15 protein-coding genes are annotated in these 22,302 nt (G+C 53.8%); 5 read left to right on the top strand and 10 right to left on the bottom strand.

Annotated elements, in window-relative coordinates:
* Window positions 1–169: 169 nt before the first annotated feature.
* From ACYQ11_RS02145 to ACYQ11_RS02160, 4 genes are all read right to left on the bottom strand, one after another.
* On the bottom strand, window positions 170–2,365 hold the full coding sequence (locus ACYQ11_RS02145) for a hypothetical protein (protein ID WP_459922088.1): 2,196 nt from the start codon (window positions 2,363–2,365) through the stop codon (window positions 170–172).
* Between the two features lie 15 nt (window positions 2,366–2,380).
* Window positions 2,381–3,304 carry a serine/threonine protein kinase gene (locus ACYQ11_RS02150; RefSeq protein ID WP_459922089.1) on the bottom strand — a complete coding sequence of 308 codons (924 nt, stop codon included), beginning with the start codon at window positions 3,302–3,304 and terminating at the stop codon, window positions 2,381–2,383.
* 112 nt (window positions 3,305–3,416) lie between these two features.
* A complete protein-coding gene (locus ACYQ11_RS02155) occupies window positions 3,417–4,499 on the bottom strand; it encodes a tRNA-queuosine alpha-mannosyltransferase domain-containing protein (protein ID WP_459922090.1) in 1,083 nt (360 codons plus the stop codon).
* Between the two features lie 6 nt (window positions 4,500–4,505).
* Complete coding sequence (locus ACYQ11_RS02160; RefSeq protein ID WP_459922091.1) at window positions 4,506–4,913, bottom strand: MerR family transcriptional regulator; 408 nt, start codon at window positions 4,911–4,913, stop codon at window positions 4,506–4,508.
* 257 nt (window positions 4,914–5,170) lie between these two features.
* On the opposite strand from ACYQ11_RS02160, the gene ACYQ11_RS02165 reads away from it, so the two are divergent.
* Window positions 5,171–7,279, top strand: coding sequence for an acetate--CoA ligase family protein (locus ACYQ11_RS02165; protein WP_459922092.1), 2,109 nt, complete (start codon window positions 5,171–5,173; stop codon window positions 7,277–7,279).
* Window positions 7,280–7,352: 73 nt separating this feature from the next.
* Here the strand turns inward: ACYQ11_RS02165 and ACYQ11_RS02170 are convergent, their stop codons facing one another.
* Complete coding sequence (locus ACYQ11_RS02170; RefSeq protein WP_459922093.1) at window positions 7,353–9,047, bottom strand: acyl-CoA dehydrogenase family protein; 1,695 nt, start codon at window positions 9,045–9,047, stop codon at window positions 7,353–7,355.
* A 342-nt stretch (window positions 9,048–9,389) separates the two neighbouring features.
* On the opposite strand from ACYQ11_RS02170, the gene ACYQ11_RS02175 reads away from it, so the two are divergent.
* The 3 genes from ACYQ11_RS02175 to ACYQ11_RS02185 all read left to right on the top strand — a co-directional run bounded on the left by ACYQ11_RS02175 (window position 9,390) and on the right by ACYQ11_RS02185 (window position 12,835).
* A complete protein-coding gene (locus ACYQ11_RS02175; RefSeq protein WP_459922094.1) occupies window positions 9,390–10,640 on the top strand; it encodes a PAS domain S-box protein in 1,251 nt (416 codons plus the stop codon).
* Window positions 10,641–10,650: 10 nt separating this feature from the next.
* Window positions 10,651–11,649 (top strand): zinc dependent phospholipase C family protein, encoded by a 999-nt coding sequence (locus tag ACYQ11_RS02180; protein WP_459922095.1) that lies wholly within the window; start codon window positions 10,651–10,653, stop codon window positions 11,647–11,649.
* 115 nt (window positions 11,650–11,764) lie between these two features.
* Complete coding sequence (locus tag ACYQ11_RS02185; RefSeq protein WP_459922096.1) at window positions 11,765–12,835, top strand: branched-chain amino acid aminotransferase; 1,071 nt, start codon at window positions 11,765–11,767, stop codon at window positions 12,833–12,835.
* Between the two features lie 89 nt (window positions 12,836–12,924).
* Here the strand turns inward: ACYQ11_RS02185 and ACYQ11_RS02190 are convergent, their stop codons facing one another.
* Window positions 12,925–13,272, bottom strand: a complete 348-nt coding sequence (locus tag ACYQ11_RS02190) for a DUF805 domain-containing protein (protein WP_459922097.1) — start codon at window positions 13,270–13,272, stop codon at window positions 12,925–12,927.
* Between the two features lie 497 nt (window positions 13,273–13,769).
* Here ACYQ11_RS02190 and ACYQ11_RS02195 point away from each other — a divergent pair, with 497 nt between their 5' ends.
* Window positions 13,770–15,968, top strand: a complete 2,199-nt coding sequence (locus tag ACYQ11_RS02195) for an acetyl-CoA hydrolase/transferase C-terminal domain-containing protein (RefSeq protein ID WP_459922098.1) — start codon at window positions 13,770–13,772, stop codon at window positions 15,966–15,968.
* A 249-nt stretch (window positions 15,969–16,217) separates the two neighbouring features.
* Here the strand turns inward: ACYQ11_RS02195 and ACYQ11_RS02200 are convergent, their stop codons facing one another.
* From ACYQ11_RS02200 to ACYQ11_RS02215, 4 genes are all read right to left on the bottom strand, one after another.
* Entirely contained in the window at window positions 16,218–17,021 is an 804-nt protein-coding gene (locus tag ACYQ11_RS02200) for a crotonase/enoyl-CoA hydratase family protein (RefSeq protein WP_459922099.1), read from the bottom strand.
* A gap of 3 nt (window positions 17,022–17,024) precedes the next feature.
* Window positions 17,025–17,570, bottom strand: a complete 546-nt coding sequence (locus ACYQ11_RS02205; protein WP_459922100.1) for a nitroreductase family protein — start codon at window positions 17,568–17,570, stop codon at window positions 17,025–17,027.
* A 742-nt stretch (window positions 17,571–18,312) separates the two neighbouring features.
* Window positions 18,313–19,785 carry a hypothetical protein gene (locus ACYQ11_RS02210; RefSeq protein ID WP_459922101.1) on the bottom strand — a complete coding sequence of 491 codons (1,473 nt, stop codon included), beginning with the start codon at window positions 19,783–19,785 and terminating at the stop codon, window positions 18,313–18,315.
* The gene (locus ACYQ11_RS02215; RefSeq protein ID WP_459922102.1) at window positions 19,730–22,297 is read right to left on the bottom strand and encodes a hypothetical protein; all 2,568 of its coding nucleotides are present in this window, start codon (window positions 22,295–22,297) and stop codon (window positions 19,730–19,732) included. Before ACYQ11_RS02215 ends, ACYQ11_RS02210 begins: the two co-directional genes overlap by 56 nt.
* Window positions 22,298–22,302: the final 5 nt, after the last annotated feature.

Raw genomic sequence — 22,302 nt, forward strand, 5'->3', positions numbered from 1 at the left:
CCACAAGGGATCAGCGCAACCGCATGTACCATTCGTTCACGTGTTGCAGGCCGCCATCGTGCCCGTGACCTTAAACGTGAACGGCATGATCCGTCCCGCAGGAGGAGGCCCATGTGTTTTAAAGATCATACATGCGATTGCCCTGGTCGACGGAAGTCGGGCCGCGGATTTAATATAAGGTCTGAAGATTCTTGATCCGTTGAACCATATCGAAAATATCGTGCTCGGCCATTCGAATAACATCCTTGAGGGTGGGTGTCACGTCCTTTTCAAACGAGGTTACGGCCCCGGCAAAGCGGACTTCGAGCGGCACGCCCTTGACCCGGATCAGGTTGGAATGAATGGTTTTCAGAATCCGGCGAAGCGCCAGTCTGGCGTCGTCGGCATCGGTCATGGGCAAAAGGCTGATGATTTTTTTGGAATCGAGGACCCCCACCACGTCCGTATCACGCACCAGCGTCGACAGATTCTGCAGAACCATGTAGGTGATCTCCTCCCGGGTAATGGACCCGGCAGCGAATTTCTGCTGGGGAACGGCTTTGAGAATGGACAGGGTCACCAGGGAAAACGGAGTCTGATACCGGACGGACCGGGCCATTTCCTTTTCGATGAAATAAAGGATGCTCTTCCTGCTGTGAACGCCTTTGGGCAGCGGCGAGGCTTTGGCCGGTTCTTCCGGGGTGCCCTCCCCTTTTCCCTCGTCCTGGTCGAACCTGATGTCTTCGAATCTTATCTCTCCGGTTTTTTTGTCCCGAAACCGGTCCCTCACCCGTTCGAGAAGCCCCCGGATCTGGTCCTTGTCACCCAGCTGTTCCTCGAACATCTTCATCAGTGAGGTGGTTTCCGCATCCCAGGTGCCCATGGCCGATTGGCGTTTTGAAAAACTCACCTCCATTTTTTCGAGGAACTGATCCATCCGGTCATTGAGTTTTTTCGCCACAGAATCGAGTACACCGGCATCCAGATCCTTGCCTTTCAGGCGATCCATGATCTCGGATTCCACATGGCAGATGACCGTTTTCAGATGGGCAACACCTGCATCGTCGCCCTTGCGGGTCGACGTCAGGGCGGCATTGCCCGAGATCCGCTCGATGTAGTTGACCAGAACGTCGGTCAGGGCTTTCTTGTCGCCGGTTTCCTTGCGGAGTTCGGCGGCCAGATAAATCAGTTCGGCCGCCTCCGTGGGGTTCGATGAAATCTCCTTGAGCAGATCCTCCCCGGCCACCCCGATTTCCTCGGCGCTTTTTTTCAGGGCGGTACTCAGTGACGCGTTTGTGATTTCACGTTCCAGTTCTTCGGTCAATTTCAGAAAATCCGAAAGGGACATGCCTTCGGCCAGCAGCAGTTCCTTGAGTTTGGGCAGCAGGCGCTGAAGCTCATCGTTGTCGGGTATCAGGCGCCGGAGAACCTGGGCCAGCCGTTTGATCGGTGTGGCCCCCTGCTTGTACTCGTCCTTGACCAGTTCAAGAAGAACCTTGTCGACCATCTCCTTGGCCTCATCCATGATTGCCTGCTCGTTATCATAGATCAGGCCCTCTTTCTTCCTCTCCAGAATCCCTTTGACCAGTTCATCGCGCATCCGCGCCACGGATTCGGCCAGTTCATGGAGACTGGCCCCCGAGGCGTGCCCGGCCGCCTTGTCGACCTCCATGCGGATGCGGTGAATCTGGTCGAACATGATCACGCCGGCCGACGAATCGGAGACGCCGCCGTCCATCCGCAGGGTGTCGGGTGCATTGAGATAATCGGACACCTTGTCCGGTTTGGCCAGAAGATCGGTCAGGGGAAGGGCCCTGCCCAGCTCTTCGATGGCCAGCCCCCCCGAGATCATGTCGAGAAGTTCTTCCTTGAGGCTTTTGCTCTTTTCCTGTTTTTTCGTATCGGCGATCTGCTTGATTTCATCCCGGCTCAGCACTTCCTCGTCGGCGGTCACCTTTTTGAAAAAGACATGGTTGATTTTTACCCGTAAGACGCCTTCCCGGTCACAGGCCTCTTTCATCGATTCCGCACTGGGGTACCTGATCTGATCGATGAACACGGAAAAGAACGTTTCAAGTTCGGGCTGGGTCAACCCCTCTTCAAGAGAGACGGACTGGATGCCCCCTTTTTTGAAATGCATCAGCATCTTCGAGACGTTGAGTCTTGGATCCAGGGGCTCGTCTTCAACAAAAAACGCATCCTGATGCATGATGATCACGATCGGTGAATACTGCTTGAGTTCCACGCTGACGGCCTTGAAAAAATCGGCCATGGCCTGGGTGGTGAACGGATGGTTCATGTTGTACATGGCCGCCCGGTTGAACAGCATGGCGAACATCCGGCCGAGCTTGTCAATCACTTTTTTATGCAGTCTCTTGTCTTTCATGGCCATGCCTTTGCATCAGTTCAGATGGTTTTTCATATAACCTTCAAGGGCCTTGATGAATTCCCGTCCGGTCTGGTAGCGGCTGTCCGGATCTTTTTCCGTGGCTTTGACAATGATATCGTCCATGTCCGGATGAATCGACGGGTTCAGTTCACTGGGTTTCTGCGTAAAAATGCTTTCCCTGCTCTTCACCTTGAGCTTGAGCAGGGCAATGGTCGACTTCAGCCGCGGCAGGGGCAGCTTTTCGACCAGCATCTGGAAAAACATCACGCCCGCGGCATAAATGTCGGCCCGTCCGTCCACCTCCCGGTTCAGGATCTGTTCGGGGGCCATGTAGACCGGTGTGCCCTGGATGATGGGCTTGGAATCGTCTTCGCTTCTCAGCACTTTGGCAATGCCGAAATCCGTAACCACGGGGCGATTGGTCATGTTGTCCAGCAGAATGTTTCCGGGTTTGATATCCCGATGAATGATGTCCTGGCTGTGGGCATAGTCCAGGGCATCGAGAATCTGGAACATCAGCTTGACGGACCGGTCGACCGGAATAAACCGCCGGGACGGAATGATGTTCTTTCCCGCTTTCCGGATCAGATGGGACAGGGTGTCTCCGGCCACCAGCTGCATGGTGAAGAACAGAAAATCATCGGTCTCCCCCACTTCATAAATGGGAATGATGTTGGGGTGGTACAAAATGGCGGCGGATTCGGCCTCCTGCTGGAAGAGGGCCGCCGTTTTCGCCGTGATCAGCTTCTTGGGCAGGATTTTCACCGCGATCTGGCGTTTCAGGGTCCGCTGGAACGCCACGAAGATGATGGACATGCCCCCCCGGGCCAGTTCGCGGATGATGGTCGATGATCCGATCTGGTTTCCGATCAGATGATCGACATTGATGGTGGCGATCGATTCCATGGTCACGATAAAGCCTGCTGCTAAAGTCAAAAAAGGTTAACCAGTATATCCATCCCTGATCCGTGCGTCAAGGTATCACGGCATCCTGAACAAAATCAATATGAAATCCAAAATGATCCGGCCGAGAACTTCCGCGGGGATCTCAGCGCAGAAGGTCGAGGATCTCGTCATACCGGTCAATCAGCGAGCGCCAGGAAAAACGGTCCACGGCACGCGACAAATCCTGTCTCATTCGATCAAAACCGTCGCAGGGACCAAGCATTCGTTCGAGTTTGACAAGTAAATCGCGCTGGGACGAATACAGTCCTTCATGATGATACTGTTTTGGAAGTATTTCGGGATAAGACAGACGGCGGGGCAAAAGCGGCAGACAGCCGTATTTGACGGCTTCGACCACCGACAGCCCGAAATTTTCCTGCTTAGCCGTACTGATCACCAGGCGTCCCCGCTTGAGGAGGCGGACATAGTCCGCCCGGTTTTCAAGAAAACCGTATTGAATGACCCGGTCGCCCAGACGCTGCCGCGCTTTTTCGAATTCCGTTGGGACCCAGCCCGGACATTCCCCCAGAAGGGCCACCTCAAAGGACACGTTCCGCTTTACCATGGCATCCAGGGCATAAAAAAACGAGGGCGCGTTCTTGTCATAACTCCATCGGTGGTTCCAGATGATCAGGGGACAGGCGTCATCGTCCCTGGTCTCCGGCGTCGTTTCATCGAAATCCAGGCCCGGATAAAGGACCTCGGTCTTTTTTTCGATATCATGTCGCGCCCAGTCAATCGGGCAATCGGGCATCCGGGCCATGAAGGCATCGACGGACGACAGAAAGGCGTTGCGATGATACGCCGAATTGAACACAACCCGATCGGCCAGAAGAGCCGTTGAGATCTCTCCCATGATCAGGCCGGTCTCCGGTTTGTGCCCGGTTTTGGGCGGCGGATAGGTCAGCTGGCTCTCGTGAAAGTAAACCAGGACGGGAGGAAGTGCCGGCCCCAACGCGGCCTTGAGATCCGAAAGGCGCAGCATGCTGCTGATGATCAGGCCGTCATAGCGGCCAGGGGAATCAAGGTGTTTTGAAACATAAAGGGCCGAGCCGTGCATGCGCCAGGCCCAGTTCCGATCCGGCAGGGTGAGAAGGTCGATGTCGTGAGAAGAATGGGCGACAAGCCCCTGGGCAAACAGCCGGTGCGACCCCCCGAAATGGGGTTCAATAAACAGGAGCTTCATGGCCGGTCATTCTTTGGCCCGCCTCAACTCGTCCAGGCGGAGTCTGATTTTATCCAGAAATGACATGATATCCTGTTCGAGCAGGGAAAGTTCGCTGATCCGCTCGCGGATCTCGTCGAGGCGTTTACCCCCGAACTTCAGGGTTTTGACGATCTGTTCCTCTTCGTCAAAATCAACCTCGGTCATCCCCAGGATTTCGGAAATCTCTTCCAGGGAATAACCGAACCGCTTGCCCTTGAGAATGAGTTTCAGCCGTGCCCGGTCCCGCCTGGAATACACCCGCTGGTTGCCGTCGGTCCGCTTGGGATGGATCAGGTTCTTCTCTTCGTAGAACCGGATGGACCGGGTACTGATTTCAAATTCCTCCGCCAGGGCGGAGATGGTAAAAGTATCGTTCTGATCGTTATTGTTCACACCGGTATCCCGCCGGCCGTATCACGGCCATGATCGTTCTTTTGGTTTTAATATCCGTACCACATTGCCCCGATGCCTTCGAGACAGTTTACCTTTAATAATTAAGCCGTCATGGCCTGTCAAGCTTATTGCTGATCGGTTCATTCATCCAAATGTGGCCTGATCGGTAAATTATAGTTGACGTTAACGTCAACATTTTGTATAACACCCTAAACCATTCGCTCACAATCATCAACCAAAATAAAAACGAGGGCATCATGCATAAAATGTTCAATCCGGAATCCATCGTCATCTGGGGACTTTCCAGCAAGGAAACCAACATACCGAGGCTGGTGCTGGAGAACCTGATCCGCTGGGGATTCAAAGGGCGGATCTTCGGGGTCCATCCCAAGGCCGAGGACGTTCATGTCAACGGGATCCGTGTATACAAAAAAGCGTCGGACCTGCCGATCGTTCCGGATCTTGCCGTCTTTCTTCTTCCCGCCCGGTACATCCCCGCCGCCATCGACGAGGCCGGAGCCTTCGGTATCCGGCGTGCCGCCGTTCTGTCGGGCGGATTCAACGAATCGGGCGAGGAGGGCCGCAGGCTGGCCGAACAGCTGATGGAAAACGCCGATCGTCACGGCATGCGTTTCATGGGCCCCAACGGTCTGGCCATGGCCAACACGTCCAACGGCCTCTGCCTGCCCTTCACCCCCAGCTTCAGCCCCCCCAAGGGCGGCATGTCCATTATCACCCAGAGCGGCGGGGTCGGACTTTTTCTGTGGAACCTGATGGCCGATGAGAACATCGGTCTGGCCAAATTCGCAAGCATCGGAAACAAACTGAACATCACCGAAATCGACTGCATCGACTACTTGGGGAAAGACCCTGAAACCAAGGTGATCTGTCTTTATCTGGAAAGCATTCCCGACGGACGGGCCATGGTCGAGGCGGCCATGCGGGCGAACAAACCCCTGGTGGTGTTCAAGGCCAACACCACCAGCGCGGGTAACAAGGCGGCCATGAGCCATACGGCGGCCATGAGCAACAACGAGGACATCATCGAATCGGCTTTCGAACGGGCGGGCATCACCCGCATCCATCAGTTTTCCGACTTCATCGAAGCGGTCAAGGTGTTCGAACTTCCGGCCCTTGCGGGGGATCGCCTGATGCTGATGAGCCCCGCCGGCGGGTTCACGGTCATGCTGGCCGATCTGTGCGAAAAGGAAGGGTTCCGGTTCGCCGATCCGGGCCAGGCTTTTTTTGAAGGCATGAAAAAATACTCCAACGCCGGTATCGTCACGCTCTCCAATCCCATGGACATGGGAGACATCTACAGCCCCAAAGGCTATGCCGATATTTTCAATGAAGCCCTCCACAACGAGCACGTGGACGGCGTTGTCTACGTGACCCAGAACCCCCCGATGCCCAAAAGCGACGATGTGTACTATCGGATGTTCAAGACCGATATTTCCAAGGAAATCATCGGGTCCATACGTTCGGCGAACAAACCCTTCGCATCCTGCCTGTACGCCACGACAAAGACCCTGGGCAAGGTCAAGCGGAACCTGAGCATTCCCGTTTTCAGCTCGCCGGAAACCATGATGCGGCTTCTGAAAAAACAGTATCTGTTTTACAAAAAAAAGGCAGACGGTCCTTTTGTAACAACGCGGCCCGACGGCATGGACCGTTCGTCGGGAAAAACCTGGTTGTCGGAGCATCCCGGCATTGTCGGTGAAGACACCCTGGCTTTCCTGGACATGATGGGCATCGGGACCCTGCCCTCGCAGGTCGCACCGACACGGGAGGACGCTGTCCTGGCGGCCCGCGCCATCGGCTATCCCGTGGTCATGAAGGTGATTTCTCCGGACGCCGTCCACAAGTCGGAGGCAGGCGGGGTCATGGTGGGTATCGGAAACGACGCCGAGGCCGAGACGGCCTTTGACCGGATCGTCTCAAACCTTACGGCCTACAAGGCCGGAGCACGGTTTGACGGCGTCCGGGTCATGGCCATGGCAAAGGACGGGTACGACATGTTTGTGGGTGCCCATGTGGACCCCTCCTTCGGGCCGGTGGTTTCCTTTGGGTTCGGCGGCATTTACATCGAGGTGTTCGCCGATGTCGAGCATGTGCTTTGTCCGTCCAACCGCGCTGAAATCGAAGAAAAATTCCTGCGTCTCAAATCCCGGAAGATTCTCGAAGGCACCCGGGGACAGGAACCGGCCGACATCGACACCTTCCTGTCAATGATCGAAAGGATCAGCCATGTGATGGCAGACTATCCTGAAATCCGGGAGCTGGACCTGAATCCGGTCCGCGTGTTCAAAAAAGGCGCGGGGGCCGTGGCCCTGGACGCCCGTATCCTCATCGACCCCGTGTCCTGACAAAAAAAACCGGGCGGCGGTTCTTGCAAAACCGCCGCCCGGCGCCATTCCCCCATGAATCCCGATGCCCCCATCAGGGATTCATCACATAGGTTCCCTTAAGCGCATACACATGATTTTCCCAAACCCGGTTGTACCGGGCCTCGTCCACCACGGGACGCTTGATCATCTTCAGGCAGCAGGCCTGCTGCTGCTCCGTGGTGATCCGTTTGCCGTAAATCTGAAGGGCAAATTTCGAAAAGTCCCTGATCATGAAATCGAAAATCTGCTCGATCAGATCATCCTCGATGCCGTCGATGTCCCTGTTCTCCAGAATCAGCTGGCCATAGGCCACCAGGGTAAACAGCTCACCCACGTTCAGAAGAAAATCGATGTCCTCGGACTGAGCCTGCATGGTTTCCAGCGACACCATCATAAATTCCTTGAAGGCCTCGATCTGGCTCTTGAAAATGGTGACGTTGGGCAGGTCACATTTTCCGTAGACGATGTTATAATCATGGAACCGGGTCTTACCGAGTCCCTTGGTCGGCCCCTGATTGAACAGGAAGTCGTCGTTCGCCGGATCATTGCGTCTCGGCACCTCGGGAAATTCGCCCGGGTTGAAGAAAAAGTTGGGCATGAACTTGATGATCAGGGCCATGTTCACATGGACGGTGCCTTCAAGTTTCGGAAGAGCACGAATATCGGTGGCCGCGTTGGAAAAATAGGTGTCTTTTTCGAACCCTTTGGCGGCGATGACATCCCAGAGATGGTTGATCACTTCCTCACCCTGGGTGGTGACTTTCATCTTGACCATGGGATTGTACAACAGATAGCGCCGGTCGTTTTCCGATGCGCTGCGCATATAGTCCGTGGCCCTTAAGGCAAAGGATTTCATGGCGTACAAACGGCAATAGGCGTCGACGAACAGCTGGCGGATATGGGTGAAATCGGTCACAAATTTGCCGAACAGGTTCCGGCCCGCCGCATGATCGATGGCTTCGTAAAAGGCGTGCTCACAGATCCCGATGGAGGCCCATCCCAGGTTGAATTTCATGATGTTGATGGTGTTCAGGGACGCATCCCAGGCTTCACGGCCCCGGTCGGTGATGTCCGCATCGGTGATCGGATAGTCATGGAGCACGTACTCGGCCACGTAATCCTGATTGTAGATCACGTTCTTCACGCACTCGTATTTTTCATGTTTCGAGTCCACCACGAAAAAAACGTAATCCCCGGTGTCTGAAAATTTGCCGAAGGTGGACACCATGGCGGCCTCGTTGCCGTTGCCGATATAATACTTGTCACCGTTTGCGGCGTAAGTCCCGTCTCCCTTCGGATGCAGCATCATGTCGCTGGAATAGATATCGGCGCCGTGCTCTTTCTCGGACAGGCCGAAGCCGAAGATGGCCCCTTCCTTGAGAAGCCGGGCGGCCTTGTGTTTCACTTCCTCGTTTTTGCCGATAAAAATGGGTCCCAGACCCAGGGCCGACACCTGAAAACAGTACCAGTAGGTCAATCCGTAAAAGCCAAGGATCTCGGCGAATTCGACGATTCTGGAGGTATCCCAGCGGGCGCCGTCGCCATATCCGGTCGGGGTGAGGAGTTTGGCCATGATCTGTTCTTTTTTCATAAAATCAAGAAACTCGGTATACCACCGTGCCGAGTGGTAATCCTCCTTGCATTTGGCAAGGCCCATGGATTCGAAGAAATCGATGGTTTTACGCATGATGTCTTCGGTTTCCCGGTCCGGATAGGTTTTGTTCAGTTTTTTGGGATTGAGCAGCATGTTTGTGTCCTCCGCATGAATACAACCGGAGCCGGGCCATGGTCTGGCCGGACGCCGGTTGTTTAAAAGATCCGTCGAACCCGAACGGTCCCGGGTTCGAAATAACGCACCGTGATATCGGAACATTTTAGGGATGAACGTCCCCGGTCACAACCCCGGTTTTATATCGGCCTGAATACGGGGTATTTCCAGGTAGTTTGACCCGCCCCCCCCTTTTTTCAGCGTTTTTTTGATTCTAATCCCTTGATTATTTGATCCGTTTCAGTGATAACCAGTGGAACGTACCTCCGGCCACGGACTGAATCATGGCCCGAACCCCTTTTCAACATACCAAAAACGACCATGGACCCATTGAATCCGTTGAAAACCACAGGACGTCTTTCCGTCCCCGGACCCGATGCCGCAGCTCCGCCCCTGCCCCTTGACGAACTGATCCTGACCTGGGGGTACCAGGCCGCTGCGATTGTGGACGGGCACCACCGTTGCCTTTACCTCAACCGGAACATGGCCCGCATTCTGGGCCGTCCGGAGACGGATATCCTGGGGCGGGACTTCCGGCCCTTTCTGAACGTACCGCCCCCGGACGCCGGCGACCCCTTAACGTCGACGGTCATGGACGTGCATAGGGCCGATGCCGGCCGGCCTCTTCGGACCGTCGAGGTCCGGACCCTTTCCGTCGAAACCGAAGGCGGTGAGCCGTGGCGTATCGTTCTGGCCTACGACATCACCCATCACGCTCACATGCGACGCGACCTGCTTGAAAGCGAGCGGCAATACCGGCTTCTGGTGGAAAACATCGAAGAATTTTTCTTCGAACAAACCCTCGAAGGCGGGTTTCATTTTTTCAACGAGGCGATGGTCAGACACTCGGGCTTCACCCGGGACGAATTGAACGCCATGACCTTCAAAGATTATATTCTGCCCGAAGACTGGGACATCGTGGTCAAATTTTATTCGACCATTCTCCAGACCGGCGAACCGGCCGGGGGGCTCCTGATTCGCGGGCGGATGAAAGACGGGTCCGTTCATTACTACAACGTCAAATCCAACCTGAAAACCGATGCGGCCGGTCGCAAAATCGGCTTCCGGAGTTATTGCCGGGACGTCACCGCCGAGATTCTTTACGAACGGGAACTGAAGGCCAAGGTCGAAGAGCGCACCCGGGAGCTTCAGGATATCAACACGGCCCTCGAAGTGCTTCTGAAAAAACGGGAACGTGACAAGCGGGAGCTTGAAGAACGGGTCGCCTTCAGCATCAAGGAAGTGATCGCGCCCCACCTTGAACTTTTGAAAAAAACGGCCCTTGACAAGCATCAGGCCCTTTACCTTGAAATCCTCGAACAGAGTTTCAAGGAAATCTGCTCACCGTTCATGCAGATTCTGTCCGACAGCCTTCAATCGTTGACATCCACGGAAATCCAGGTGGTAAGCCTGATCAAGCAGAACAAGTCCACCAAACAGATCGCCGATTTTCTTGGGGTATCCTCCCGCACGGTCGAGTTCCACCGGGACAACATTCGCACGAAAATGGGCATCAAAAACAAGAAAATCAACCTGAGGGCCTACCTGCTGTCCAGCCGCCCCGTACCGTGAAGAGAACCCCATGCCCAAGGAACTGACCCACCTGATCATTGCCGACATCACCGGGGAGCGGTTTTCCGATCACCATCCCCGGGGCCTTCTCAGCGACTGCATCCATCGTTTCAAAGACGCCTATCGTTTCGGCGCGGTCATGCACGACATCGCGTTCTGCGGGTCATCCTCCGACAGGGGCCGGCAACTGAAGGACCGCGGCCTGTCGATCCACGGTGCCTCGACGGACGACATCCTGGGGCCGTTTCGTTACCTGGCCGCCGCCGTTGACGCCACGGGAGATTTGAGGTGCCTGGCCATGACCGCCGGAGCCCTGACCCACATGGCGGCCGACGCCGTCTTTCATCCCATGGTGTATTATTATTCGGGCCATGATCTTTCCCGCCACTATCGGCTGGAAACCCTGATCGACACCCATCTTTTCCGGCATCAGGCCCTGCGTCTGAAATGTTTCTCTGACCCGTCCGCCCTGTACGACACCCTCCGGGACAATGTCGACGGCCTGGCCGTCCATCTCGCGGGGTTTCTGGGGTTGCCCGAATCGTTTTTGCCGGAGATCGTCAGGGCCTTGAAGCTTCATGCCTTCACCCTCAGGCTGTTTCGCTCGCGCATCGGCTATCTGGTGTTTCGGCTGATCGCCGCCGTGGGTTCCGAAACCTTCCGGAACAAGGCCCACCTGTTTTATCCTCCGGGCATGCGATTCACCGCCCCGTTTTTCGAAGGGATCATTCGCTACCGTCATCCCGTCACCGGGGAATACCTGAAAGGGAGCCTGGACGATTTTGTCGACACATCGGTCCATCGGGCCCTGGACATGTTCACGGCCCTCCAGGCGGCCGCGGAGAAACGGCATCTTCTGTCCTTCGTATCCGGCCTGCCCGCCCTGTCCCTTGAGACCGGGCTTGCACCATCGGCCGGCAGAACATTCCGCTACAGCGATCTCCGATCGCCCATCGACGGCCTGGCGTCACAGCGCCCCCCATGTCGGGGGCCGGAGGTGATGTCGTGACCAACACAGGGTGTGCTTCAAACTTAATCCTTGATTTCAGAAATGATAATGACTAAAACAACCAGGATATCCGGACAACATGATAACATAACCCTTTTTCAATTCAGAGGTTCCCATGGAAATCAGCATCACCAAAGCGTCCACGCTGAAAGATCATCCCAGCGATCAGGGTCTGGGTTTCGGCACCGTGTTCACGGACCACATGTTCAATATGGATTACAATCCCGAAAAGGGATGGCATAACCCTCGGATCGAGCCCTTCGGCCCCCTGACCATGAGCCCGGCCACCATGGTTCTCCATTACGGACAAGCCATTTTCGAAGGTCTCAAAGCCTTCCGAAGCCCCGACGGCGGGGTTCAGCTGTTCAGGCCCCGCGACAATTTCAAACGCATGAACAAATCCGCGGAAATGCTGTGCATTCCCCAGTTCGACGAAGATATGGTCATGGAGGCCCTTTTGAAACTGGTGGATCTGGATCGGAGCTGGGTTCCCGGTGCCACCGGAACCTCGTTGTATATCCGTCCGACCATCATTGCCACCGACCCCTACATCGGATTGAGGGCGGCCCAAACCTATCGTTTTTTCATCATCCTCTCTCCGGTGGGGGCATACTATCCCGAGGGATTCAACCCGGTAAAAATCTGGGTGACCCGGGATTACGTGCGTGCGGTACGCGGGGGTGTGGGACGGGCCAAAACGGCCGGGAACTATGCCGCCAGTCTTTATGCCACCGAACTGGCCCATCAGGACGGCTACACCCAGGTCCTCTGGCTGGACGGCGTGGAATTGAAATATGTGGAGGAAGTGGGATCGATGAACATTTTCTTCGTGATCGGCGATGAAATCATCACACCCCGGCTGAACGGCAGTATTCTCTCGGGCGTGACCCGTGATTCGGTGATCGCCATGGCCAGATCCTGGGGCATGACCGTCACCGAACGCCGCATTGCCATCGACGAAATCTTCGAGTCCCATGCCAAAGGCCTTCTCAAGGAAGTGTTCGGTTCCGGAACGGCCGCCGTCATCTCCCCCGTGGGCAACATCAAATTCCATGAGCGGGTCATCGACATCGCAGACGGCAAGGTGGGCCCCGTCGCCTCACGCCTGTTCAAAGAACTGATGGACATCCAGTACGGCAAGGTGCCCGATACGGAAGGCTGGATCGTTCCCGTACCCGCGGCCTGACGGCCGGACAAACCGTCTTGGACTGAAAAGGGGGCCGTTTCGGCCCCCTTTTTGTTTTTTTAACCATCCCGACGTCAGGTCATTCCGATTCAGGCCCCTTTGGGATTCGGCCCATAGGCATTGGAGCCGGGCTGGCTGTCGAGGACCATGAACACGAGCAGGACAACGGCGCCGATCAGCGGAACAAAGGCGATGAGGAGCCACCAGCCTGTCCGGCCGATGTCGTGAAGCCGGCGCATGGACACGGCGATGGAAGGAATGAGAACGGCCAGGCTGTAAATCATCGAAAGAAATCCCGGACTTCCCACGAACCCTTCCACAAAGCCGATGACGACGGCGATGATAAAGTTGAACAGGACAAACATCCAGTATTCCATCCGCCTGGCCCGTCCCGAAAACACCGCGTATTTTTTCAACACCTCGATATACCAGTTCATATCTCGTCTCCTCATTGCCCCGTAGAAAGGGTGTCGGAGCGGAACCGGGGCACAACTCCTTCCGACAGGCACTGTCTCACTCTGATTGTGGCATTGTTACGGGATGGTATAACTATGCCGTCTAATCTATCAGGCCCCGCCCAAAGAAGCAACCCCGCAAAACCCCTCAGGCAGGGCAGAGACATGTCCGTTTCATTTTTTCTCTCCAACGATACCCGCCCCGTTCGATACCCATGGCGAAAGCATGCCCGCGGAAGAGGCCCTGCACTTGCCGCCACGGGCTGTTTCATTTTGTTTCCCGGCGGAATATTTTCAAAACTGGTTGACATTTTTCGGCTGTTTTTTTAATAACCATCTTTCTGACATCAGAGGCGAAACAGTGTTTGTTTGTGTAGCACGGTAACCGGGTCCATGCGTGAAAACAATCGTCGCACCCGAAACCGGTTACATCGGAACATCCAAAACGATTGATTTGATCCATACACAGAGGGGGTTACATGACGGAAGCCAAAGGGCCGGTAATATTCAAAGATCCTGACAAACTCATCGATTTTGTCATCGAAAAGGTCGGCAAGGAAATCACATTCGGGACCCAGCTCGGGCTGGGCAAGCCCAACAACATCATGAACGCGTTGTACCGCAGAGCCAAACAGGATCCCACAATCAAACTCAAAATCATCACGGCCCTGTCGCTCGAACCGCCGACATGGTCCAGCGACCTCGAACGCCGTATGCTCGAACCGATCCGTGAGCGCTTGTGGAGCGGTTATGTGGAACTGGAATACGCCGCAGACGCCCGCAAACAGAAACTCCCCCCCAACGTGGAAGTCAGCGAATTCTTCTACAAAGCCGGCGCCTTCATGAACAACGCCCACATGCAGCAGAACTACATCAGCACCAACTACACCCATGCGGCCCGCGACGTTGTCGATTTCGGCATGAACGTGGCCGGTGCCCTGATCGGCCAGAAAGTCATCGACGGCCAGTTGAAGTACAGCATGGGCTGCAACGGCGACACGGCCATGGACGCCGTCGACATCATGCGGGAACGCGAGAAAAAAGACAAGAAACCCACGGCCGTGGTGTGTGAAATCAATACCCACCTGCCCTTCATGTACGGTGACGCCGTGACGGATCCGTCCATCGCCGACGCCGTTCTCGACAATGCCGAAATCGAAACCCGCCTGTTCGCCGTTCCCCGTGAACCGGTCGCCACTGCGGATTTCATGATCGGTCTCAATGCCGGCACGCTGATCAAAGACGACGGCACCCTCCAGGTGGGCATCGGCTCCCTGGGCGACGCCGTGGCTTACGGCCTGATCTGCCGTCATCACAATAACGCCGATTACAAAGGCGTGGTTGAACGCTCCGGCCTCCTGGGCTACGCCAAACCGATGATCGACGAATGGGGCGGGCTCGATCCCTTTGACAAGGGTCTTTACGGCTCCACGGAAATGTTCGTCGACGGCTTTCTCCAGCTTTACAAGAACGATATCATGCGTCGCCGCTGCTATGACAACATTCACATCCAGAGACTGGTCCACAGCGGCGCCGTCAAGGACGGCGTGATCACCCCCGAGGCCTTCGAAGCCCTGATCAACCAGGACGGCATCCACAAGAGACTTCGGAAAAAAGACTTTGACATGCTCGTGGAATTCGGCATGTTAAAGACCGGCCTCACCTACGAAGACGGGTTCATCGTCGACGGCGACAAACGCTATGCCGCCGATTTCTACGACAAGGCCAACCTCAAGGCCGTGGCCGACAACTGCCTGGGCGACAAACTGAAAAAAGGCTACTGGATCCACGCAGGGTTCTATGTGGGGCCCGAAGATTTCTACGACAGCGTCAACGCCATGTCCGACGAAGAACGCATGATGATCAACATGACCAGCGTGCTCAACGTCAACCAGCTTTACGCCAACAATAAATACCTGAGCGAAGACCTCAAGCTTCTCCACCGGAAGAACGGACGGTTCATCAACGCCGGTCTGATGGTGACCTTGAACGGCGCCGTCGTATCCGACGGTCTGGAAAACGGTAAGGTGGTCAGCGGCGTCGGCGGTCAGTACAACTTTGTCTCCCATGCCCACGCCCTGGACGACGCCCGCGGCATCCTGATGATCCGAAGCACCCGCGGCGACGGCAAGAACGCCGTGTCCAACGTCGTGTTCAACTACGGCCACACCACCGTGCCCCGCCATCTGCGCGACATCATCGTCACAGAATACGGCATCGCCGACATCCGCGGCAAGAGCGACAAGGAAATAGCCATGCGGCTGATCAACGTGGCCGATTCACGGTTCCAGGAAGCCCTGCTCGCCAAGGCCAAACAGGCCGGCAAGATTCCGGATTCCTATACCATCCCCGACCGGTTCCGGAACAACACCCCGGAACGGCTTGAACAGGTTCTGGCTCCGGCCCGCAAGAACGGCCTGTTCCCGGCCTTCCCCTTCGGCACCAGCTTCACCCCGGATGAAATCGCCCTGGGTAAAGCCCTTCGAACCTTCAAGGCCAAGGCCGAGGAAAGCAAACTCGGCGCCATGAAAGGCGTTCTGGGCTCCTGGTTCTCACCGGCTCCGGACAGTGCCCGGAAATACCTGGAGAGAATGCAGCTCCAGAACCCGGAAAACGCCAAAGAAAAACTCATGCAGAAAATCGTGGTCGAAGCCCTGAAAATGACCGGGGCCATCTGATCCCGACGATCTTACGATCCGTCACACAAAAAACCGCCTCCCCGTTCCGGGGATGGCGGTTTTTTGTTTTCTGATCCGTGCTATCGAAAAGTTGATGAACGCGTAAAACGTCATCAAGGGATGGCAAAGAAAAACGTTCGAGTTCAAGGCGTCGCGAATCCCGAGGAATGAGGCGTACTAAGGGTACGCCGCAGTGACGAGGGATGAAGCGCAACGCAGAAATCGGACGTTTTTCGAAGCCATCATAGGTTATTTTCCGGAATAAACCGCCTCCCGTTTCTCGAACATGGCAGACAGGGCTTCTGCGTGGTCGGCACTGTGATGACAGAGAGCCTGGAGAGCGGCGGATTGTTCGAGCAGGTCGGGAAGCGTCAAACGCTGGCCCATGTGAATAAGCCGCTTGGCCATGCGCAGGGCTTCCGGGGGTTTTTTCGCGATTTTTGCAGCGATGCCCATGGCTGTTTCCATCAGGTTTTCATGGGGGACCACGGAACTGACCAGACCCATGCCAAGGGCCTCTTCCGCCGTGATCACGTCGCCGGTAAAGGTCAGTTCACAGGCCTTGGACAGGCCCACGGCCCGGGGCAGAAACCAGGCCCCGCCGTCGCCGGGAATCAGACCCACGTTCAGAAATGTTTCGCCGAACCGGGCCTTTTCCGACGCCACCCGGATGTCGCACATCAGGCTCATGTCGAAGCCCGCACCGACGGCCGGGCCGTTGACGGCGGCGATCAGGGGCACTTCCACGGCACTGAGCAAGGCCGGAATCCGCTGGACATGTTTCCGGTAACTGACCATGATCTCGGTGGGATTGCCCGCGAACATCCCCTTTTTATCGAGCATGTCCTTGACATTGCCGCCCGAGGAAAAGGCGGGGTCGGCTCCGGTGATGATCATCACGCAGACCGAGCGATCCTCGTTGACCATGGCGCAGGCCCGTCCCAATTCATTGAGCATGTCAAAACCGGTGATGGCGTTTCGGATATCCGGACGGTTCAGGGTCAGCACCGCCACCCGATTCTCAATGGTAAAAGAAATCTCCTTGAAATCCATAAGCTAACCTCCAAAGGTGTCGACGTGGACAAAGTCTTCGATCTCACGGCGTTTGGGCGCTGAAGGCTCCTTGGCCGGAAAGCCCACCGGAATCAGGGCGACCTGTTCAATGTTTTCCGGCAGGTTGAGAATCTCACTGACCCGGGCATGGTCGTACAGGCCAACGATCACCGTTCCCAGCCCCATGGCATGGGCCGCGAGACAAAGATTCTGGGTGGCGATCCCCAGATCGAACATCAGCCAGTCGCCCAGCCGGGTCGAGGCCTGGCCGTCGTAATACCCTGACACATTCTTCTTTCCACACACCGCCAGAAGCACCGGCGCCTCGACAATCGCCTTCGTGGCCGGATTCTTGATCAGGGTGTCCTGAATCTTCACCCGCAGATCCGGGTCCTTCACATGGATCAGTTCCCAGCACTGGCAATTGGTCCAGGACGGCGCCCACTTCACCGCCTCGAACAGCGCGCTCAGCATCTCATCGGGCACGGCCCTGTCCTCAAACTTTCGAATGCTGCGACGGGTTTTGATCAGATTCATCATCTCGTTCATAAGGCCTCCTGTGACGGGGTCGTCAAAAATTTATGGTTGTATCCCCATGTTGAAACCTGCATGGTAATCTTCCGTCGATCATAAACGTATTGAAAATGGATATCACCCACACGTATCCTTGTCAAACCGGGGGAAAGACGGATAAAAAAGCGAAGTCCGGCAGTCTCTTTCAGGTTATTACCTTTATTTTTACCCTTATATAACGTTATTACCCTTTTTTTCCATTTCGCCCCGTGTCCTGGTCCGATACACTCAACCGTTTTCCTTTTTGATCATTCAAAACACGGCGAACCATTTCACGACTCACACCAGGACTTGCCTGTTCCAAATTGCGACACTGTAAATTCCTGGAGAAACCGTTCTATGTCAGAAAGAATGCTTTCTGTTTTTGAACCGCGTGGTGCCTGAATTACTTGTAACACCCAGCATCCCAGATTTCACCTCGTGTCAAGCGGTTAAGACGGCAGATTTTTTCTTCCGAAACGTCGAGTTCCCCCACTTGTCATGAATCATTTCCAAGGCCTCCCGATAACCCCGGACCTCTTCTTCGTCCCGATCCTTAAACAACGGTTTCGCGGACATAAGAACATTCCTCACCCGATTGGGGTCAACTTTTACCCCTTCCATCCGGTTGATAGATAAAAAAATTTTTATCGCGCTTTTCAGCGGCCGCGGCTTTTTTGCGGTCCGCTGCAAAAGGCTTGTTATGTTATTTTTTTCCTAAGAAAAAGATCAATGTATTTCACTTGGAGTAAGAACTAGGTTTAGGAAAGCCGCCACGAACAACAACCACGACAATTACAATTGATGACTTACCGGTCTGATGAACGAAAACCTCAATATCGTCTTCTATGATTCCAACGGGTGCAGATTTAGGTGAGGCTTCGAGAACGGTCAACACTCCAATTCGCTTCCCCAGTCCGATTGCATAAGCAGCTGTTTGATCAAAGAAATTGGAGAAATCCTTTGGAAACAGAACTTTACTGTTCTCAACTTTCAATTCGATCGGGATGTCCCGGAATGTGAGATCCGTGATCCCTCCCGCTGCTTCGGGGTGACCTTGTAAGTTTTCACCAATATCACTCCTGTTTCGAAGCATCTTAGTGACTTCATTTTGAAATGCCGACTCAGACATACTATCCTCGAACAAGCCCCCTTTCAGAGCCTGTGCAGCAATGTTACCCAACCCACCTAATACTATCATTGTGTTGGCAATATCAGCTGAATGCAAACCTGGGAAGGATCTCAAGTTGTCGCGAACTTTGAGGAGATGACGATCGACATTTGAAAAACCAGTCAAGGGGTTTGATGCAACATCGCATCCCTCCAGCAGCAGGCGGCGATGTCCTACAACCTCGACACCTCTGCAATTGCGGGTATTATCAAACTCAGCCGCGTAAAGAAATTCGTATGGTCTTGAGCCAAACGAATGGGCTACCTCCAGCACTGCCCGCCCGGTCCCTGTAAAGCTGAAAGGGCCTTCACCTTCGGGTTTTTCGAACTTGAAACTGGGCAACCAATCCCGTTCACGGGAGTCGATTGTTACCGGCGTCAAAAAGAGAAGGTTTGCTCCTTTTGGCCAATTAGAAACTCTGACTTCGATCGTAAGATCGTAAGACGTCCCAGGCTTAAGATAATTCCAGTGTTTGGCTGGTTCGCCGTCGATATCAAACCTCAAGAATGCTACTGTAGTTTCGAGTTTTTCAGGTTCCTCTGAATTTCCGTTGGAAGAAGACACGTGAAGATCTCCAAGACATCGAGCGGGAATATTGGCGAACAAGAGCAACGGCAAGGTCCATCGTTTCAACTGATCCTGTATGGTGGTCAATTCATCCACGCTCTCAAGAGCATCGACTTGGTTAAGAAATGCTTCCAGCCGCTCATTGGAAGCGAAACTCAAAGATCTGTCAAACTCTGACGCTTTCAACTTCGCTGAAATCAAGAACCTTTGAGCATCTGGCTCAGCATTGCGTATGGCGTGTTTCCACTCAGTCAAAGGTACAAAGATATCAATGGCTGTGTGATAAGCGCGGTATTGATCCTCGACGTCACCTTGGCCTATCACTGACATTGTTGCACCAAGCTCCAGACATGCTTCTTTTAGTAGCTTAAGGTCATTTGGCGGAGGATTAAGAGCCTCCGCAAGTGCTGCGGCAACCTCAACCCTCGAAGAAAAAGCTTGGCGAAAAATCTCGAAGTTTGTCTCGTTCCTCATTTTCTTTCTCCAACTCAGATAGGAGACTATTCCATTTTTCGCTTAGTTCGACAATCGTCTCTCTATCTCCTATTGCTTGTTCAATCCTTGAAGCTACCTCGATTAAAGCGGCATTAAGCCGCCACTGTTCATTTCGATCTTCTGCAGGTATACTTGTGACCATCTCTCTGAAGCAAACACATGCTTCTGCATGGTTACTTGCTTTGGTCAACGCGGCAGCATATATAAGAGCTTCATAAAAGCCTTCTGGCCGAAATGGCTTGAGAGCTTCGAATGCCTTTTTGATGTCGTCTACACAGCTTTGAAGCTCACCGTGTGGGGCTCTCAAGATCGCTGTCGCGCAGTCGTCGATAGAAATGGAACGAGTATAGTCATCTTGAATTGATTTCATAGCCACATTTACAAAGCCTGGAACGTCATAAAATTGGTAGTGTAATCGATCAACAGCATGGTACAGGGCACTCCCCTCTAAACTTTGCAATATACCTGAAAGTAGTATCCCGAGTTTACCTTTTCTTTCTTCTGGCGAAAGACAGAGAAAGGCAAACGTGTCAATGCAATCGACAACGAAGTCATCTTTCTTGTCCTTTTGGGAGTAGTAAAAAATTAGATTCCATAGCCGGAGCTTAATGAGTCCCCGCTTCTCTTCTGGGAATGATCTGCGTCTCAGAGAATGGACAGCTGCTCTGTGAACAATGACAAAAGGGTCATTTAACAAGATTGAAAATGCTTCAAAGAACAGATCAGGAAAGTTCTTCACCAAGTCATATGGTACATTCTCCCATGCTTGCACAGCTCTGGCACGGACAATTGTACTAACGTCCATTAGGGCAGTATACCAATCGGAAAGTATCAGCGTTAGGCTTTCGACTCCGGTCAATAATTTCGAAACATGAGCGATCATGTTTCCACGCATTTGCGTTTGATCTTCGGGTAATTTACGATACAGTCCAAGGAACTCTTCAATCCCTTCACGCCCCTTGGATTTTGCACCAACAGCAGCCCACTCGATCAAAGCCCCCTGCAAACTGTCAATCGCTGTGAGCTTGTTGCTTTTCTCAATTTGAGTAAGCACATTTTTAGGAAATTCCAAGGTGCCCTTTGCATCAACTTGCTCATACTTGTCGCTGAGCATTGCCGCTGCACCTATCAGATCATCAAAATGCTCGGTTGCGAGCTGCGCAAACTCATCCCATGAATGCATGAAAAACTGTCCTGCATCGCTCATACCGTTCTCTGGACTTTCCACGGCCCCCCAAAGCAATCTTCTGAATGCTATTTTTTGAGCCGTCCCAATCTGTGTTTCTTTTCGATAGTTGTGTTTCAGAACTGATCTATAGGTTCTATGAGCCTCTTCTCTGCCAGCATTGTCGTTATCGGCGAGGAATAATTGGATAATTTTATCCGTTCCTTCTGGATGATGTTCAAGGCAACTCGAAGCCGCTTCCCGAAGATAATAAAGCACACTGCTATCTCTACGTACATTTGGCAGAAGGGTTCGTCTGCGCATCAGCTTGGCGATGATGGTTCTAGTGTGTTTCGATAGCAGCTCGGCATCATCTAATGCGAGAATAATTTTAACGGCAGCCCCAAACTTTTCGAGGTTTGCATCACTTATGAGTGCATCGACCACCGCACAAATTTCAGCACACCTTTTCTGGAAGAGCGAGTAAATTGGCGCAGAGTCGAGGGTTATTGGTTCACCCCAACCAAGAGGCATACCTGGGGGCGGCCCTAAGGCCATCGACACAAAACGATGTAGAATCCTTATCAGGTCGTTTTGAGAAAGTTTTTCCGCGTGTGTCAAAACCACATCGATAGCTAAAGGTGATTTATCGTAGTTGCTCACCAAGCGTACTGCCACCGAGAGTTTTTCTTCAGGGTCTAATGGCGCCCTGAGCAACGCTTTTGCGGCAGGTATAGAATACGGCAAAGTCTCGTGCAGCACTGCTGGCAAGAGATGCTTGATCACCCTTCTGGTGAAGGTCTCAGGAGCAAGGTTTGCAAGTTGCTCCAGACGCGGATCATCCCTTGGTATGTCTTCCTTATCAAGCTCATCCAGCAGATCGAAAACGAAGGTTTCATCCAAAGAGAGTTCGTGGTGAAGTTTCGCCCGTTCTTGCTGTCTCTCGGTTTGTTTCTGCTTTCTGTTTCTTTCTTCTTCTTCGCGAGCGTTTTTTCGCTGTTCGGCAGTCTTTTCCCTTGGAATAATAAAATCCAATATATTGGGAATTCCTACAGGAACCCGTTTTTCACAGTCCTTGCAGTTGTTTAGATAGAAGTCGTACGCTGCATCTTCCAGTAACCAACAATGCATCGAATTTTTTTTGGAAAATTTGCACGCGACCCCCATGTGCCCGATTGGGAGACCAGTTGAAGCTTCAATCATTCCCCTACCAGGAGATCTTACTAACTCGGCGTGGAAACACCAATTGTTAAGCCGCTTAGTTGCCCGAAGGTTACGCTGGCCTGCTTCAACTGCGTTTTTATAGCTGTCTTCAAAATCGTCCATCTTGA

The sequence above is a fragment of the Desulfatiferula olefinivorans genome, from assembly GCF_054657895.1.